The sequence below is a fragment of the Belliella kenyensis genome, assembly GCF_022549675.1.
In the GTDB taxonomy this organism is placed as follows: Bacteria; Bacteroidota; Bacteroidia; order Cytophagales; family Cyclobacteriaceae; genus Belliella; species Belliella kenyensis.
The window spans coordinates 42,412-58,830 of sequence record NZ_JAKZGR010000010.1; the positions used below are offsets into that span (position 1 = coordinate 42,412).

The 16,419-nt window shown below is 37.9% G+C and carries 16 protein-coding genes; 13 read left to right on the forward strand and 3 right to left on the reverse strand.

Features of this window, described 5'->3' with window-relative positions; translation table 11 throughout:
- The first annotated feature begins 249 nt into the window (after positions 1-249).
- The 12 genes from MM214_RS11670 to MM214_RS11725 all read left to right on the forward strand — a co-directional run bounded on the left by MM214_RS11670 (position 250) and on the right by MM214_RS11725 (position 12,516).
- Positions 250-834, forward strand: coding sequence for a precorrin-2 dehydrogenase/sirohydrochlorin ferrochelatase family protein (locus MM214_RS11670; RefSeq protein WP_241295651.1), 585 nt, complete (start codon positions 250-252; stop codon positions 832-834).
- A 355-nt stretch (positions 835-1,189) separates the two neighbouring features.
- Positions 1,190-1,759, forward strand: a complete 570-nt coding sequence (locus MM214_RS11675; RefSeq protein ID WP_241295652.1) for a non-canonical purine NTP diphosphatase — start codon at positions 1,190-1,192, stop codon at positions 1,757-1,759.
- Between the two features lie 19 nt (positions 1,760-1,778).
- Positions 1,779-2,393: a uridine kinase gene (gene udk, locus MM214_RS11680; RefSeq protein ID WP_241295653.1), complete on the forward strand. Its 615-nt coding sequence runs from the start codon at positions 1,779-1,781 to the stop codon at positions 2,391-2,393.
- Positions 2,394-2,482: 89 nt separating this feature from the next.
- On the forward strand, positions 2,483-2,845 hold the full coding sequence (locus tag MM214_RS11685; RefSeq protein ID WP_241295654.1) for a hypothetical protein: 363 nt from the start codon (positions 2,483-2,485) through the stop codon (positions 2,843-2,845).
- Positions 2,846-2,947: 102 nt separating this feature from the next.
- Positions 2,948-5,929, forward strand: a complete 2,982-nt coding sequence (secDF, locus tag MM214_RS11690; protein WP_241295656.1) for a protein translocase subunit SecDF — start codon at positions 2,948-2,950, stop codon at positions 5,927-5,929.
- An 892-nt stretch (positions 5,930-6,821) separates the two neighbouring features.
- The gene (locus MM214_RS11695; RefSeq protein WP_241295658.1) at positions 6,822-7,220 is read left to right on the forward strand and encodes a hypothetical protein; all 399 of its coding nucleotides are present in this window, start codon (positions 6,822-6,824) and stop codon (positions 7,218-7,220) included.
- Positions 7,221-7,696: 476 nt separating this feature from the next.
- A complete protein-coding gene (locus tag MM214_RS11700; protein WP_241295660.1) occupies positions 7,697-7,894 on the forward strand; it encodes a hypothetical protein in 198 nt (65 codons plus the stop codon).
- Between the two features lie 580 nt (positions 7,895-8,474).
- Positions 8,475-9,239, forward strand: a complete 765-nt coding sequence (locus MM214_RS11705; protein WP_241295662.1) for a sensor histidine kinase — start codon at positions 8,475-8,477, stop codon at positions 9,237-9,239.
- Positions 9,240-9,268: 29 nt separating this feature from the next.
- Positions 9,269-9,895 (forward strand): response regulator, encoded by a 627-nt coding sequence (locus tag MM214_RS11710; protein WP_241295664.1) that lies wholly within the window; start codon positions 9,269-9,271, stop codon positions 9,893-9,895.
- Positions 9,896-9,900: 5 nt separating this feature from the next.
- Positions 9,901-10,929, forward strand: a complete 1,029-nt coding sequence (locus MM214_RS11715) for a Gfo/Idh/MocA family oxidoreductase (protein WP_241295665.1) — start codon at positions 9,901-9,903, stop codon at positions 10,927-10,929.
- Positions 10,930-10,996: 67 nt separating this feature from the next.
- Positions 10,997-11,416, forward strand: a complete 420-nt coding sequence (locus MM214_RS11720) for an outer membrane insertion C- signal (RefSeq protein ID WP_241295666.1) — start codon at positions 10,997-10,999, stop codon at positions 11,414-11,416.
- Positions 11,417-11,805: 389 nt separating this feature from the next.
- A complete protein-coding gene (locus tag MM214_RS11725; RefSeq protein ID WP_241295667.1) occupies positions 11,806-12,516 on the forward strand; it encodes an SAM-dependent methyltransferase in 711 nt (236 codons plus the stop codon).
- 129 nt (positions 12,517-12,645) lie between these two features.
- On the opposite strand, the gene MM214_RS11730 is transcribed toward MM214_RS11725, so the two are convergent.
- From MM214_RS11730 to MM214_RS11740, 3 genes are all read right to left on the reverse strand, one after another.
- Positions 12,646-13,788: a cysteine desulfurase family protein gene (locus MM214_RS11730; protein ID WP_241295669.1), complete on the reverse strand. Its 1,143-nt coding sequence runs from the start codon at positions 13,786-13,788 to the stop codon at positions 12,646-12,648.
- A 66-nt stretch (positions 13,789-13,854) separates the two neighbouring features.
- Positions 13,855-15,243, reverse strand: coding sequence for a phosphoglucosamine mutase (glmM, locus tag MM214_RS11735; RefSeq protein WP_241295671.1), 1,389 nt, complete (start codon positions 15,241-15,243; stop codon positions 13,855-13,857).
- A gap of 69 nt (positions 15,244-15,312) precedes the next feature.
- Positions 15,313-15,543 (reverse strand): hypothetical protein, encoded by a 231-nt coding sequence (locus tag MM214_RS11740; RefSeq protein WP_076497691.1) that lies wholly within the window; start codon positions 15,541-15,543, stop codon positions 15,313-15,315.
- A 70-nt stretch (positions 15,544-15,613) separates the two neighbouring features.
- Between MM214_RS11740 and mazG the strand changes: the two genes are divergently transcribed.
- The gene (gene mazG / locus MM214_RS11745) at positions 15,614-16,414 is read left to right on the forward strand and encodes a nucleoside triphosphate pyrophosphohydrolase (RefSeq protein WP_241295673.1); all 801 of its coding nucleotides are present in this window, start codon (positions 15,614-15,616) and stop codon (positions 16,412-16,414) included.
- Positions 16,415-16,419 lie beyond the last annotated feature (5 nt).

A 16,419-nucleotide genomic window follows, 5' to 3' on the forward strand; every position in this document is an offset into this window, starting at 1 on the left:
ATTTCTATATGGATATACGGAACTTTGCCAATAACATTACAAAATTCCGATTTATCTAACTTCCGATATAAATTGATATTGGATACTTATGGATATTGACCATTAAGAACCGATTGAGCCAATGAATTGAAGTTACTGGCAAAAAAGCGTATAATCAGATATTTCTAAGAATGATCTCTCTTTGCAAAGCATCTAAAATCTAAAGTCCCAACCGCCACAGCGGACAAGTTATCAAGCATCCCATATCTCATGTCTAAAAATCAATTATATCCAATCTTCCTTAAAGCGCATGAACTCAATTTTCTGCTAGTTGGTGGAGGGTTTGTGGGGACTGAAAAATTGACTTTTTTACTCAAAAGTAGTCCTAAAGCTCAGGTGACAGCAGTTTCTAAGGAATTCAATGATGAGTTTTTGGAGATAGCGGAGTCAGCACCCAATGTCACTTTGATTCAGGATGAGTATCAAGAAAAATACCTTGGAGGCAAACACATTGTGATTGCGGCCACAAATTTTCCTGAAATCAATAAGCAAATTCGTGATGAAGCTAAAGAGAGGTTCCTTCTCGTAAATGTGGCCGACACACCGAATCTATGTGATTTTTATTTGGGGGGAATTGTGACAAAAGGAAACCTGAAGATTGCCATAAGCACCAATGGCAAATCTCCTACAACAGCCAAAAGACTTAGACAGCTTCTGGAAGAAGTACTCCCAGAAGAAGTAGACGACTTGCTTGAGAATCTCAATGCATATCGCGATACGCTCAAAGGTGATTTTGAATATAAAGTGAAAGCCATGAATGAAATTACCGGTTTGCTGGTGGAGAAGAAAGGGTAGTGAGAGAAGAGGCGAGAGATTAGAGACGAGAAACGAGTGAGAAACAAAAGCTAAGAGCCAAGATGCAAGACAAGCCCAGAAGCAAGTGTCAGATATGTTAAAGAAACAATCAAATTGATGAGTCCTGTAAGAACTACCGACATCTTAGTGCTGGGTTTTAACCCAGAGAGATTAGACACAAGAAACAAGATACAAGGCACAAGAAACAAGATACAAGACACAAGAGGCAAGAGGCAAGTGTCAAGACAAGAAGAGATTCAAAATTCGATAGTTGAGATGATTGTTTTGATGTCATCGGTTAGGACGAGTCAAGCTTTAAGTTGTCTCTCGAAGATTTTGTATTTAAATTTACCGAATGAAAATATGCTTTGCTACCAATAACAAGAAAAAGATAGAAGAAGTAAAGGCTGCTTTAGGTTCGTCTTTTACAATAGTTTCGCTCGAAGAGATAGGTTGTCAAGAGGAATTACCAGAGACTGGGGACACTTTGGATCACAATGCCTTCCAAAAAGCGAGATATGTAAAGGATAATTATGGGGTAGATTGTTTTGCAGATGATACAGGTCTTGAGGTAGAAGCACTTGATGGTGCTCCTGGAGTATATTCAGGAAGGTATGCAGGTGAGCCTAGAAGTGATGAGAGAAATATCGACAAGTTACTTAGCAACTTGGAGGGAGTTTCAAATCGCAAGGCTAGATTTAGGACTGTGATAGCATTGATCTTGGATGGTGAAGAGCATAGCTTTGAAGGCCAGGTAGATGGGGTTATTTTGGATAAGCGGACAGGAGATGGAGGTTTTGGCTATGATCCTATTTTTAGGCCAGAAGGATATGATAAAACTTTTGCCGAATTGAGCTTGGCAGAAAAGAATAAAATAAGCCATAGAGGTAAAGCTGTAGAGGCTTTGGTGAAGTTTTTGAAATAATTCATTAATTTTGTCCCTTATGAGTAAACCGTTTATTGTTGGAATTACTGGAGGAAGTGCTTCTGGGAAGACACTTTTTCTAGACAAGCTTCTCCATTCATTTGAACCCAATCAAGTGTGCCTGATTTCACAGGACAATTATTACAAGCCCAGACATCAGCAACCAATTGATGATAAAGGAGTACATAATTTTGATACCCCAAATTCAATTGACTTTGAAGAATATGCTGCTGATATCAAAAAACTTCAAGCTGGAGAGACTGTCTACAGGCAAGAGTATACTTTTAACAATCCCAACAAAAAGCCAAAAACATTAGAGTTTGCTCCTTCCCCTGTGGTGGTAGTGGAGGGAATCTTTGTACTATACTACCCAGAGCTTGCCAATTTACTTGATCTAAAAGTATTTATAGATGCCAAAGAATACATCAAGCTCAAAAGAAGAATCGTAAGGGATAAAGTAGAGCGTGGCTATGATTTGGATGATGTTTTGTACAGATACGAGAGCCATGTGATGCCAACTTATGAAAAATACATCGAACCATTCAAGCATGATGCAGACATCATTGTGCCAAACAACAGGAGTTTTGAAAAAGCACTAGATGTAATCAAAACTTACATGAGGGCTAGAATGTGATCATTTTGAGGGGTTTAAATAAGCATTTAATTTAATTTTAAAACCTAGGAGTGATTGAAATATACAATTTTTCATATATTTGTTCCTCAATGAAGCAATCAGATCAGAAATACAGCCTAATTAGACAGCGAATCACCTTGGTGATGGTTCTGTTTTTTTGCATGCTGGTATCTGGAATGGAATATTTTCCTAGTGATGTTCGCGATGATCAAACAAAGACTGAGTCATCAAAAGAATCCAAAGAATCTAATCCAAATCAAACGTTTTTAGATGTAGCGGTAGATGCAGTGGTTCCATTTGTGACCACAATAGCCCAATCTACTTTTTATGTTATATATGAGATCCTTGATTTTGAGAGGATTTCCACATTCAATTCAAATTTAAGCATTGTAAGTAACCTTACATTTAGGGAAGTACTTTTTGAAAGAATCATCTCTACCAACGCACCCTAAGCAACAACCTTCTCCATTTTACTTTTGTAGCTTCATCTGCATGATGTAGCTTTAAGTCTATTTATCCATTTCAAAAAATCAATCTATAATTATACTATTACTATGCGTAACCAAGGTGTTATTGTGTTTTTGACAGTCATTGTGACGGCGCTCTGCCTTTACTACTTGTCATTCACATTTGTATCAAGCAACATCCAGCAAAAGGCTGTTGAATATGCCACTGATGAAGTGGGTAATGTCGATTTCAACAAGAAGCAAGCTTACTTGGACTCCATTTACAGAGAGCCAGTGTACAACTTCTTGGGTGCAAAATTCACATACAAAGAAATCAAAGAAACTGAGCTTGGTCTTGGTCTTGATCTTCAAGGTGGTATGCACGTCACCCTTGAGGTTTCCCCAGTGGAGATTGTCAAAGGACTTGCTGGTAACAGTAAAGACCCAATGTTCAATGCTGCCCTAGAGGAAGCAACTGAAGCTGCTAAAACCTCGAATCAAAAATTTGTAGATCTTTTCAATAATGCTTGGCAAGCTAAATCTGGAGGCAAAAAGCTTAACACAGTATTTGCTACCGCTGCTAATAGAGGAAGAATCTCTCTAGAATCTTCTGACTCTGATATCTTAGGGATCATCGATGCAGAGATTGAGAATGCAATCGAAAGGTCATTCAATATCTTGAGAACAAGGGTAGATAGATTTGGTACATCGCAGCCAAACATCCAAAGAATCCAAGGAACTGGTAGAATTCAAATCGAACTTCCAGGTGTGGATAATCAGGAACGTGTGAGAAACTTGCTTCAAGGAGTGGCTAAGCTACAGTTTTGGGAAGTTGCTGAGATCAATGATTACTTAGGTGAGCTTGAAGCTGTGAACTCAATGCTAGTGGCTGAAACTAAAGCCAAGAAAGGTGAAACAACCCCTGTTCAAGAAAAAACAGAAGAGGATTCAGACGATGCTGAGGCTGCTGAAGACAGTGCTTCAGAGCTTGAAAGACAATTGTCAGACAATGAGGATTTAGATTTCTCATCTGAAGTATCACCAATCTTTGCATTGACCAAAGCTAATTATGCCTTAGTCTATGAAATGAGGGATACTGTGACTATCAATAGAATCCTAGCGAGAGAGGATGTGAAGTCTTTGCTTCCTAGAGATGTGAAATTCCTATGGGCAGTGAAGCCTACCAAAAGTGATAACATGGAGTTATTGGAGCTTTACGGTGTTAGAGTACCGCGTAACTCTGACCAAGCCCTAATGGAAGGTGATGTGATCACAGATGCTAGACAAACTTTGGATCAGACATCTAGACCAGCTGTCAGCATGCAAATGAATGCAGATGGTGCTAGAAAATGGAGAAAAGTTACTGGTGAGAACATTGGTAAAAGAATCGCAGTGGTACTTGATGATTATGTATATACCGCACCCACTGTACAAGGTGAAATTCCTTCTGGTCAATCTGAAATCACAGGTAACTTCAGTTTGGATGAAGCTAAAGATTTGGCGAACATCCTTAAGTCAGGTAGCTTGCCTGCACCTACCAAGATTGTAGAAGAGGCGTTTGTGGGGCCTACATTAGGTAAAGAAGCAAGTAACCAAGGTGTGATTTCTATGATCGCGGGCTTGGTATTGGTAGTGTTGTTCATGGTAGCTTACTACTCCAAAGGTGGATTTGTGGCTATTGCAGCGTTGGTATTCAACGTATTCTTTATCTTGGGTATCTTGGCACAGCTTGGCGCTGCACTAACCCTTCCGGGTATTGCAGGTATTGTATTGACCATAGGTATGTCGATTGATGCAAACGTCTTGATATTTGAGAGGATCAAAGAAGAGCTACGTAATGGTTCAGGCTTGCTAGCAGCGATCAACGAAGGTTATGGAAAAGCATTCTCTGCAATTCTAGATTCAAATGTGACTACATTCTTGACTGGTGCTATCCTATATGCTTTGGGTCAAGGTCCAGTGAAAGGTTTTGCAATCGTATTAATGATCGGTATAGCTTCCTCCTTCTTCTCAGCGGTATTTATCACAAGAGTGATTGTGTACTGGATGAGCAAAGGAAAAGGTGACAAAGCAAGTATCTCTTTCTCTTCACCATTGGCGAAAAATGTCTTGAGTGAGTTGAACATTGATTTCTTGAGTAAGCGTAAAGTTGCTTACCTCTTCTCTACTGGTTTCATCATCATTGGTATGGCGGTAGCCTTGATCAATGGGCTTAAGTTTGGGGTAGATTTTACAGGTGGTAGATCGTACATCGTTGAGTTTACACAGCCAGTCGCTACCTCAGATTTGAAAGTAGGTTTGGATGGTGAGTTTGATGGATCTGTTGAAGTGAAGACCTTTGGTGGAAACAATATTTTGAAAGTAACTACTTCTTACTTGATCAATGAAGATGATGATGCTTCAAATGCCGAAGTAGAAACGAAAGTAAGAGAAGGTATAGCTACAGTTACTGGATTGAGCTATACTAGAGATGCCGAAAACATGAGTGATGGACAGTTTTCTATTACAGGTACTTCTAAAGTAGGCGCTACAGTTGCTGATGATATCAAAAATTCATCGGCAGAAGCGATGTTCTTCGCTTTGATTGCAATCTTCTTATACATTTTGTTAAGATTCCGTAAGTGGCAGTTCTCTTTAGGATCGATCATTGCCTTGATCCACGATGTGTTCTTTGTGATTGCAGCTTTTGCTATTGCAAGTGCATTAGGTGCCACTTTTGAGATCGACCAAGTATTTATTGCAGCAGTCTTGACAGTAGTAGGTTACTCTATCAATGATACGGTGATTGTATTTGACAGAATCAGGGAAAATATTGAGAATAGAGGTACATCTAAGCTCGTGAAAATGTTCAACGATGCCATCAATCAGACCATGGCTAGAACATTGATTACATCGTTCACTACTTTGGTCGTAGTACTTGTACTATTGATCTTTGGTGGAGAAGTGCTTAGAGGATTCTCATTTGCTTTGTTGGTCGGTATCGTTGTGGGTACTTACTCTTCTATATATATCGCTACTCCAGTAGTGGTGGATTTGATGAAGAGAGAGATAGAAAGTGAAAATGCTGAAAGTGCTAAAAAACCAGCGTAAAAATTATAAGTTTTGATCTTATCAGGTCAAAGATATTAGACAGTAGAAAGGGAGTCCAGAAGGACTCCCTTTCTTGATTTATGTCAATTTTCAAGTAAGAAATCTTGAAATTGTTACGATATCCTTAAAAAAATACCCTGATCAGGGTATTTTTTAGGCTGTCGATTGCTCGTACCTTTGAGGTAATAAACATATGAACTATGGTTTTTTATCTTATCTGCATAGGCATGGGCCTTTTTGCTTCACTTTTTTATTGGGGAGTCAAAAACAAACCAAAATTCAAAAATCACAATGTTATTTTGATCATATTGATTTTAGTATCAATAATGGAAGTTGCAGGATATTATACTTCTCGTAGAAGTATCAATAATTCGTTGTTGTATAACATAGGGTGGGTGTATGTCGAATCGCTTTTATTGATTTTTTATTTTTATTCTTTTCAACTTACCCAGCGTGAAAAGAAACTTATTCGATGGGTGACTATTTTATTTTTTTCTTGGGGTTTATTTAATTCGATTTTTTACCAGAATATTATTTTCACCTTTCAATATTTTAGTTTTTTGCCTTTTGCCATATTTATAGTGTTTTTGTCCATGTATTTTTTATATAAGGTATTGACATTGAAAATGTATGCAGACAGGAATCTACTTGAAGTGCCACATTTTTGGATAGTTACTACTATTTTGTTTTTTTACATAGAGGCGATTGTTCTATTTGGTACTTACCAATTTTATCCAGAAATTGTTGTTGCAAATGTAAAGCTCTTGTTCGGGTTCAATAGGTTTATTGCATCTCTCATGTATTTATCATTTGGGTTCTCCTTTTTAGTTCCGCTCATCAAGTTTCAATATCAATCAAGAAGTATTTCTTGAAACCACTAAAGTAGAGTAAAATGAAAAAAGTAACATTTAAAAAATTTAGAGCATATTACAGAAAGCACGGGAAAATCAATAATCCTGGTATAAATTCTCACGGGAAATCCATAAATGAACAAACTAATTGGGTTTGGTTTGATAGAGAGACCATCGAAGCGGCTCTTGCTCATGCAGATCCGCGTGGGAAAGTCGGTGGTCTTAAGATGTATTTTGGACAATACGATGAAGAAACGATAAATTGCTTACCTAAAGATTGCAAGAAAAAAGAAGCATACATTGGTAGAATTTCGCTAGTTTTGGTTCCAGCTAATAAGGTAGAGAAAGGTCTGGAAGAAGTTAAGTTTTCAGAAGAAGATGGTGGCTGGAATGGTGGCGTGATATGCCCACCTGATTGCACTGTAGAAGATAATGAGTAAAGATGTCAATAATTGAATTGTATATTGGATTAATTCTGTTGGGTTTTCTCTTGAGCATCCCCCATTTCTTCAGAAGACACAACTATGTTAAAGAACACAAATCAATTTTTACAATTCTTTGCTTGGCTATTTCATTAGAGACTACAGGGTTTCTAATGGCAAGAAATGGTAAGATCAATGTTCATTTGTACAATATTTTTTTTGTTTACCTCGAAACACTTTTGATCCTGTTTTTTTTCTTAAAAGTATTTCACTCAGAAAAAGAAAAGATAATAATAAAAGCTTCAATGCTTGTTTTCGCTACTTGGGGATTAGTTTATGCTTTATTTATTGAGAATATTTATACCTTTCATTCTATATCTTTCTCGATAGGGAGCTTTATGATCATCTTGTTTTCAATCTATTATTTTTTCAGGATTTTTATTTTTGAAATACAGAATTTGGATAGGCTTTCATTGAATCCCATATTTTGGCTGATGGTTTTAATTTTTTTGTTCTATGCTACTACATTTCTTTACTTTTCATCATTTCTAATGGTGATCGAATTAGATAAGGAGTTTAGCTTTACACTAGGATATTTAGTGAAGATCATGGCGATGACAATGTATTTAGGTATGGGTTTGGTATTTTATCTGCCCATTCTGTCTAGAATCAACAATAGGCAGCTGACTTAAATTGGTGTAAAGGAAAATCAATAACCAGTATTTATACAATGTTTTCTTTGTCTATGTAGAGACACTCTTGATTCTTACTTTTTTCTTAGTTGTGTTCCATTCATTGAGAGAAAAGTTGTTGATCAAAATAGGAATGGTTGCTTTTGGTATTTGGGGAACTCTTTATACTGTTTTATTTGAGAGTATTTATACTTTTCATTCCTTATCATTTTCATTGGGTAGTTTGATGATTATTTTCTTTTCATTTCTCTATTTTTTTAGAGTTTCTGTTTTGGATAATTATAGTTCGGAAAGGCTTTCGTTTGATCCTGTATTTTGGATTATGGTAATGATCCTACTTTTTTATACGACTACGTTTTTATACTTTTCCTCGTTAACTTTTGTAATAGAGTTAGATAGGTCTCTCAGTTACTTATTAACCCGTCTAGTGCAATTCATGTCAGTGACAATGTACCTAGGTATGGGGATAGCATTATACCTTCCTTTATTCTCAAAAAAGAATTCAAATGATACTTTGAATTAGGGAAATTGTTATCAAAGCAAAAATTAGGTATTTTTACCTGCAGCTTTATTACCAATCATGACAGAAGGAGCACCGAGTATATTTCTTATTATTCTTTTGGGATTTGTCCTGACGCTACTGATGGGTTCATTTATAGTATTGATGGCTCTGCTTCATCGAAAACGTCAACTAGAACATATTCAAAAGATAGACGCATTACAATCGGAGTTTGACAAAACTATGCTGCGTGTAGAGAAGGAAATCCAAGAGGATACATTAACCCATGTAGGGCGCGAACTTCACGATAATATTGGTCAATTGCTTTCTTTGACCAAACTGACGCTCAGTAGCAACAAGCCCGAGAAATCTATAGAAGCTAAATCATTGCTCAATCAAGTGATCAAGGAAGTACGAGGATTGTCAAAATCTCTCAACCTTGACTGGGTGAGCCATGTTAGTATTGATGATTTTATTAAGAGGGAACTTGCTAAGCTAGAAGCACTTGACTTTTGCAAAGTAGAATTCGAAAATATTGGTCATGCTTTTGAAATTGATAATTCGAAAAAACTCGTGCTTATCAGAGTGATTCAAGAGTGTCTCAACAATGCAATCAAACATGCCAAGCCTTCATTAATCATTTTGAAGATCCATTATTTTCCTGATCATGTTCAAATACTGGTTTCAGATGATGGACTAGGTTTTGAAATAGGATCTTCCTGTGAAGGTTCTGGTTTACTCAACTTGAGCAAAAGAATGGAGATGATAGGAGGTACGATACTAATCAACTCCGAATTACAAAAAGGTACTCAAATCAAACTTAAATTGCCAAGTTCAATGATTTAAGTTATCTTTTGGATAAAATTGATCACCCAATGATTAGATTAGCTTTAGCTGATGACCATAGAATGTTTGTAAAAGGTATAGAAAGTATCCTATACGATGAGGAAGACTTCCATGTAGAAGGCGTGTTTTTTAATGGTCAAGAGCTTATGAATTTCTTAAAAACCAATACTGTAGATGTGGTCATTACTGACATGAATATGCCAATAATGAATGGAGAGGATGTGATTAAATCTATTAAGAATGAGTTTGCAAACACAAAAGTCATAGTGCTCTCCATGTATGATGAAGAACCTATCTTCAAAAAATGTCAAAAAGCAGGAGCGGATGCCTACGTACTCAAAGATGCAGACCCTGACGAGTTGAAGTATACCATACGTGAGGTTTATGAAAATTCCCACGTGATGAATTTTCAGAAGGCGATAAAGCAGAATGTCGAAGATCCGGTAGATGATCTTTTCAAGATGCGCTATGAACTTACAAAACGTGAAATGCAAATCTTAAAGCTCATCAAAAGTGGAATGACCAATAAGGACATGGCTGAAAGTCTGCATTTAAGCCAATTGACGATTGAGTCTCACAGGAAAAAAATTTATAGTAAACTGAAAGTCAACTCTGTAGTGGAGTTGTTGAATAAAGTTTCAGATATGGTAATTTGATTTTTATGAATCCTATTAGAACAGCCTTGGTTGGCTTTGGTAATGTTGGTGAAAAAACACACGCTCCTTTAATTCAAGCATGTCCTTATTTAGAGCTTTGTGCTGTAGTGGAGCGTTCTCAGCAAAAATCTAAAGTAAAGTATCCTCATGTGGAAGTGTACAGAAGCCTTGAAGCGCTTCTGGAGGCAGATGCAGCTGACTTGATGGTTATCGTAACACCGAATGACCTTCATTTTGAGCAAGCAAAACTGTGTTTGGAAAGAGGCAAGCATGTCTTGGTAGACAAGCCTGTTACCATTTCAAGCCAAGAAGCTATGATTTTGAAGCGCATCGCAAAAGAGAATGGGCGGGTCTTGTCTGTGTTTCAAAATAGGAGGCTCGATGGGGATTTCAAGACAGTTCAGAAGCTTATCTATGAAGAGAAATTGGGAAAGCTAGTTCATTTTGAGTCTCACTTTGATAGATTTAGACCTCAAATAAGTGATAATTGGAGAGAAAAAGATAATCTAGGCAATGGGATAACCTATGATTTGGGTACTCATTTGATCGATCAGGCTGTGTGTCTTTTTGGAATGCCGAAGTGGGTAAAGGCTGAAATCAGGGTCCAAAGAGCCAATGCCATAGCTGATGATTTTTTTGATATCATATTGGGTTATGATTCGCCCTATGTCAGATTGACGGCATCTGTTTTGAGTAATGCTCCAATGCCTAAGTTTTTGCTTCAAGGATATAAAGGCTCATACATAAAGTATGGTCTTGATGTACAAGAAAAAGCACTGAAGGCAGGTATAGCGCCAAAAGGTGATGACTGGGGAGTAGAGGATGCAAGTGCATGGGGTAAAGTTTACTTTGCTGACAAAATTGAACCTATTCAGACTGAAAGAGGAGATTATAGGGATTTTTATTCCAATCTTGCTAAATCAATTCGAGGTGAGGAGACATTGATGGTGAAGATGGACGAGGCCATTAATGTGCTCAAAATCATTGAGTCTGCCTTTGAAAGTAATGAATCAGGGCAAAAAATAGTCATTTAATGTAAAATAAGATCATTTTTGGCAAAGTGTTTGAAAAGGGGATGTTCATACTAATTATTCAAACACAATGAAAAAATTAATGTTCTTTTCAATGCTACTGTTTTTTGCAGTGGTATCTGAATCCAGGGCCCAGATAAGCGCTGGTGTTCAACAGTTGAGTTCTGCTACTTTTGCATCTATCGGTACAGATCCAGACAATAAAATGTTTGGAGAGGCTAGGGTTTCGACAGGTCGAAGAGTCGGAATTGAAGGTACATTTGGGTACAACTTTGTCCAGAAGGATGAGGTGAACTTCTACAGTGGTTTTCATTTAGGTACAGAGGGCAACAGGGATGGAGTTTACCTTGGTATTCCTTTGGGAGTGCTTGTAAAGCCATTTTCCAATACAAGAAACTTTGGGTTTTTATTGGAAGCATCCCCTATTTTCCCTACCGAATATGGTAATTACTTCAGGGCGGGTATAGGTATGAAATATACTTTCAGGTAAGTTTCTAAATTACACACTTAGATTGTTTTATTGTCTCCAATTTGGTGTTGAGATATCTTAGCTATGGTTATTTGATGAATTATAGTTAAGTTATTTCAATACCTTTTTTTAATGTATATACTGAGCATTACCAGTAATTAAAGCATGTGTTTTTAACTTGGTTTGGATATTTGTTCTATTAATTACTGATGATTATTGACTTAAACCATCCGATTTGGCTCATGAATGGATATCACGGTAAAAGAAGCGTGTTGGTATTTTTTCACATTATCAGTGTCAACTAAGGGTTATTTTAAATCAGCTATTATTAGAGATTTAAGGTTTTCTGGAGACTTCAAGTAGAGGGATCAATATTTGATCTATGAGCATTTTATCCGCATCTTTGTAGCATGAAAGGCAAGCTTTATCTCATACCTTCTAGCCTGGCAGAGGATACCTCTCAGTATATCATGTCGCCTCAGGTCAAAGAAGTCGTCAAAAACACCCAATATTTTTTGGTAGAAGAACTTCGTACAGCAAGAAGGTACATCAGTAGCCTGAGAATAGGAGTAGTTATAGAAGATTTGCATTTTGAAATCTTGAATAAGAAGACACGTGCCCCACAGCTTCAAGAATTGATGAAGCCAATACTGGAGGGTAAGGATATGGGAATAATTTCAGAGGCTGGATGCCCGGGAATTGCAGATCCTGGAGCCATTGCTGTAGCTTGGGCTCATGAAAAAGGTATTCAAGTGGTGCCAATCTCAGGCCCAAGTTCTATGTTTTTAGCTTTGATGGGCTCGGGATTCAATGGGCAATCTTTTGCCTTTCACGGGTATCTTCCAATTGATAAAAAAAGTAGGATTGCCTCCATAAAGGCACTTGAGTCAGATTCTGTCAAAAGTAATCGAACACAAATATTCATGGAGACTCCTTTCAGGAATAACCCCCTTTTTGATGATTTGAAAAACAACCTACACCCCAATACCCGACTTTGTATTGCTAAAAATTTGACTGGTTCGGATGAAATGATTCAGACAAAAACAATTCAACAATGGAAAAAAGCAAACCTAGACCTTCACAAAGTTCCAACTGTTTTTGTAATCTATGCTGGCAATTAGAATTGCCTATGAAAGTAAATATTAAAGAATCAAAACCTGACAGGTGTTTATTACACAGAAGTAACCATTGACTTTCTGATCAAATGACCTGTCAGGTTTTATGAGTATCTATTTTTTGAATTTACCAAGTCAAGCGATGACACTGTAGAGCTCTTTAAGCTTTGTGATTGTATAATCTACTTCTTCGGTAGTGTTGAACCTGCTAAAAGAAAATCTTACAGAATCTCTCTCTGCTTTGGCTCCCAAAGCTCTCAATACATGAGATCCGACAGTCGCCCCACTGCTACAAGCAGACCCACCTGATGCTGATATACCATTGAGATCAAGGTTGAATAGCAGCATGCCACTGTTTTCTTCAGAAGGCGGAAAGCTTACGTTCAGTACCGTGTACAAACTTCTATCCATATCGGCAGAAAGTCCATTGTACGCTACGCCAGGTATATTTTCATTGAGCTGATCAATAAATCTTTGTTTTAGCGTTTCAACATGCTTACGGTGGCTAGACATGTCCTCATAGGCTAATTCTAATGCTTTGGCCACACCAACTATGCCGATGACATTTTCAGTCCCTCCACGCATGTTTCTCTCTTGAGCACCTCCATATATGAAAGGCGTGATCTTTTTCTCTTTTCTTACAAATAGAAATCCTGATCCTTTTGGTCCGTGAAACTTGTGCCCCCCTGCTACGATTGCGTCTACGGGTAATGTTTTCAAATCATGAGCATAATGCCCCATGGTCTGTACAGTGTCAGAATGGAAAAATGCATCATACTCTTGAGCTAATGTTCCGATTGCATGAATATCATTGATGTTCCCAATTTCATTATTAGCATGCATCACAGAGACCAGGCTTCGTGGGTTTGATTTGAGCAAATCTTCAAGGTGGTCTAAGTTGATCTCTCCTTGATTATTTACTTCTACAAGACTTAATTTTACCATGCCTTTCTTTGCGGATTCCTCTAAAGTATGCAATACCGCATGATGTTCCATAGGGGTGGTGATGGCGTGTTGTATACCATGAGTTTGAATGCCACAGATCAAAGCCGTATTGTCTGCTTCTGTGCCTCCTGAAGTGAAAAAAATCTCAGCTGGGCTAGCATTTAGTAATTCTGCTACTTTTTTCCTTGATCGCTCTATGGCTGTTCGCACTTCTCTTCCGTGACTATGCACAGAGGACGGATTACCATAGTGCTCTCTCATGTATGGGATCATGGCTTCTATCACCCTTTCATCCATAGCTGTGGTAGCAGCATTGTCGAAATATACTCTCATGATATGTAATATTTGGGCTGGGTATAAATGATTAATTGGGCTAGGTTTCGAAACCTAACCCAATTGTTATGAAGCAGTGACTACTTCTTTGATATCTGATATTATTTTATTTGCTAGATGCTCGGCAGTTGCTAAGCTTTCGGATTCCGAGTAGATACGGATAATAGGTTCAGTATTTGATTTTCTTAAATGAACCCACTCTTTGTCAAACTCTATTTTGACACCGTCTATATCATTGATAGGATGTTTGGCATATTTCTTTTTGATTGCTTCTAGGACCTGATCTACGTCTATTTCAGGAGTCAGCTCGATTTTATTTTTCGAAATATGATAGTTAGGATAGCTTGCTCGAAGCATTGAGATCGATTTCCCAAACTTCGCTAGGTGGCTTAGAAACAAACCAATACCTACCAAAGCATCTCTTCCATAATGAGACTCTGGATAGATTACTCCACCATTTCCTTCTCCTCCGATTACAGCATTGGTCTCTTTCATCTTGTTCACGACATTGACTTCTCCCACTGCAGCTGCTTGATATTGTCCTTTTCTTTTTTCAGTCACATCTCTAAGTGCTCTGGTTGAGCTCATGTTGGACACGGTATTGCCAGGAGTCTGAGAAAGCACATAATCGGCTACTGCTACTAGCGTGTATTCTTCACCGAATGGAGATCCATCCTCATTGATGAAGCATAGTCTATCTACATCTGGATCTACTACAATTCCCAAATCAAACTTTCCTTTTTTCAATTTCTCTGAAATATCTCGAAGGTTTTCAGGTAAAGGCTCCGGATTGTGAGGAAAGTGCCCATCTGGTGTACAGTACATTTCTTCCACATGCTCCACACCCAATGCTTTCAATAACTTTGGTAAGGCAATACCTCCCGTAGAATTGACACAGTCGATTACTACTTTGAAATTTCTCGCAGCTATAGCTTCCTTGTCTACTAGCTCTAGATCTAATACATGCGCCACATGCCTGTCGATGTAATCCTCTATTAAGGTATATGACCCTAGTTTTTTTACTTCAGCGAATTTGAAATCATCTTGCTCAGCTTTTGTTAAGATATCTTTACCTTCTGAATCAGAGATAAATTCTCCTTTATCATTCAATAGTTTCAGAGCATTCCATTGAATTGGGTTATGGCTAGCAGTCAAAATAATACCGCCACCAGCTTTTTCTAGAGGAACTGCAAGCTCTACAGTAGGAGTTGTGCTAAGACCAAGGTCTATGACATCAATTCCCAAGCCTTGGAGAGTCGCTGACACCAGCTTGTTGATCATTTCTCCAGAAATACGGGCATCTCTACCGATGACTACTTTTGCGTTACCAGTCTTTTGAATAACCCATGCCCCATAAGCTGAGGTGAATTTCACTACATCCAATGGCGTCAAGCCTTCTCCAGGTTTCCCTCCTATGGTACCACGGATACCAGAAATTGATTTGATTAAAGTCACAAGGGTGATTTTTAAAGTTAAAGTATAAAATTCCCGATAAATTCGGGGTTGAAAAACCAAGCTTAAAGTTTATTTGAATTTCGCCAAGACTTTGTCTACCTCATTGTCTGGATTACCGCAGCTGCTATTAGCATCTACAGTTTTTCCACAGTAGGTACAAGTTCCTCCGTCTTTGTTGAGGTAAGGATTCTGCGAAGCACAAGTACCCTTGAACTCCCCATTTTTGAGAAATATAAGTCTCACAGACATCATGATGAAGAATAATGCTATGAATCCCAAAGTTAAATACAAAGTTGCCATATCAAATTAATTTGCACAAATTTACAGATAACTTTCCAAACGTCCACACTTTCGAATTAGTTTCCCCACTATGTATCAAATATCTTCACGAACAGCCCAATTGCAAGCATTTGACCGCTTACTGACCATTATGGATGAGTTGCGTGAGCAGTGCCCATGGGATAGAAAGCAAACTATCCAAAGTCTCAGACATTTGACTATTGAGGAGACATTTGAGCTTTCTGACGCTATTCTAGATGATAACCTTGAGGAGATCAAAAAGGAGCTCGGAGATATTCTGTTGCATATTGTTTTTTATGCGAAAATCGGTTCGGAAAAGGAGGCGTTTGATATCAGTACGGTTATCGATAGCCTTTGTGAAAAACTCATCAGGAGACATCCACATATCTATGGAGATACCATAGCAGATGACGAAGAAGCGGTCAAGCAGAATTGGGAAAAAATCAAATTGAAGGAAAAAGGCAATACATCTGTCCTTGGAGGAGTTCCTCGATCTCTTCCAGCATTGATCAAAGCCATGCGAATCCAAGAGAAAGCTAGGGGAGTAGGGTTCGATTGGGAAGAGAAAGCTCAAGTTTGGGAAAAGGTAGAAGAGGAAATGCAAGAATTCAAAGCTGAGTTTAATGCAGTAGATGAGCAGGAGATTGATAGAGAAAGGGCTACAGGAGAATTTGGAGATTTGCTTTTTTCTTTGATCAATTACGCCAGGTTTATTGATATCAACCCGGAGGAAGCTTTGGAGAAAACGAACTTAAAATTTATCAAACGCTTTCAATACTTAGAGCAAGCGGCGAAAGCCTCGGGCAAGAAAATCGAAGACATGACCCTGGCAGAAATGGATGTGTATTGGGAAGAAGCAAAAAGGCTTTAAGCTTT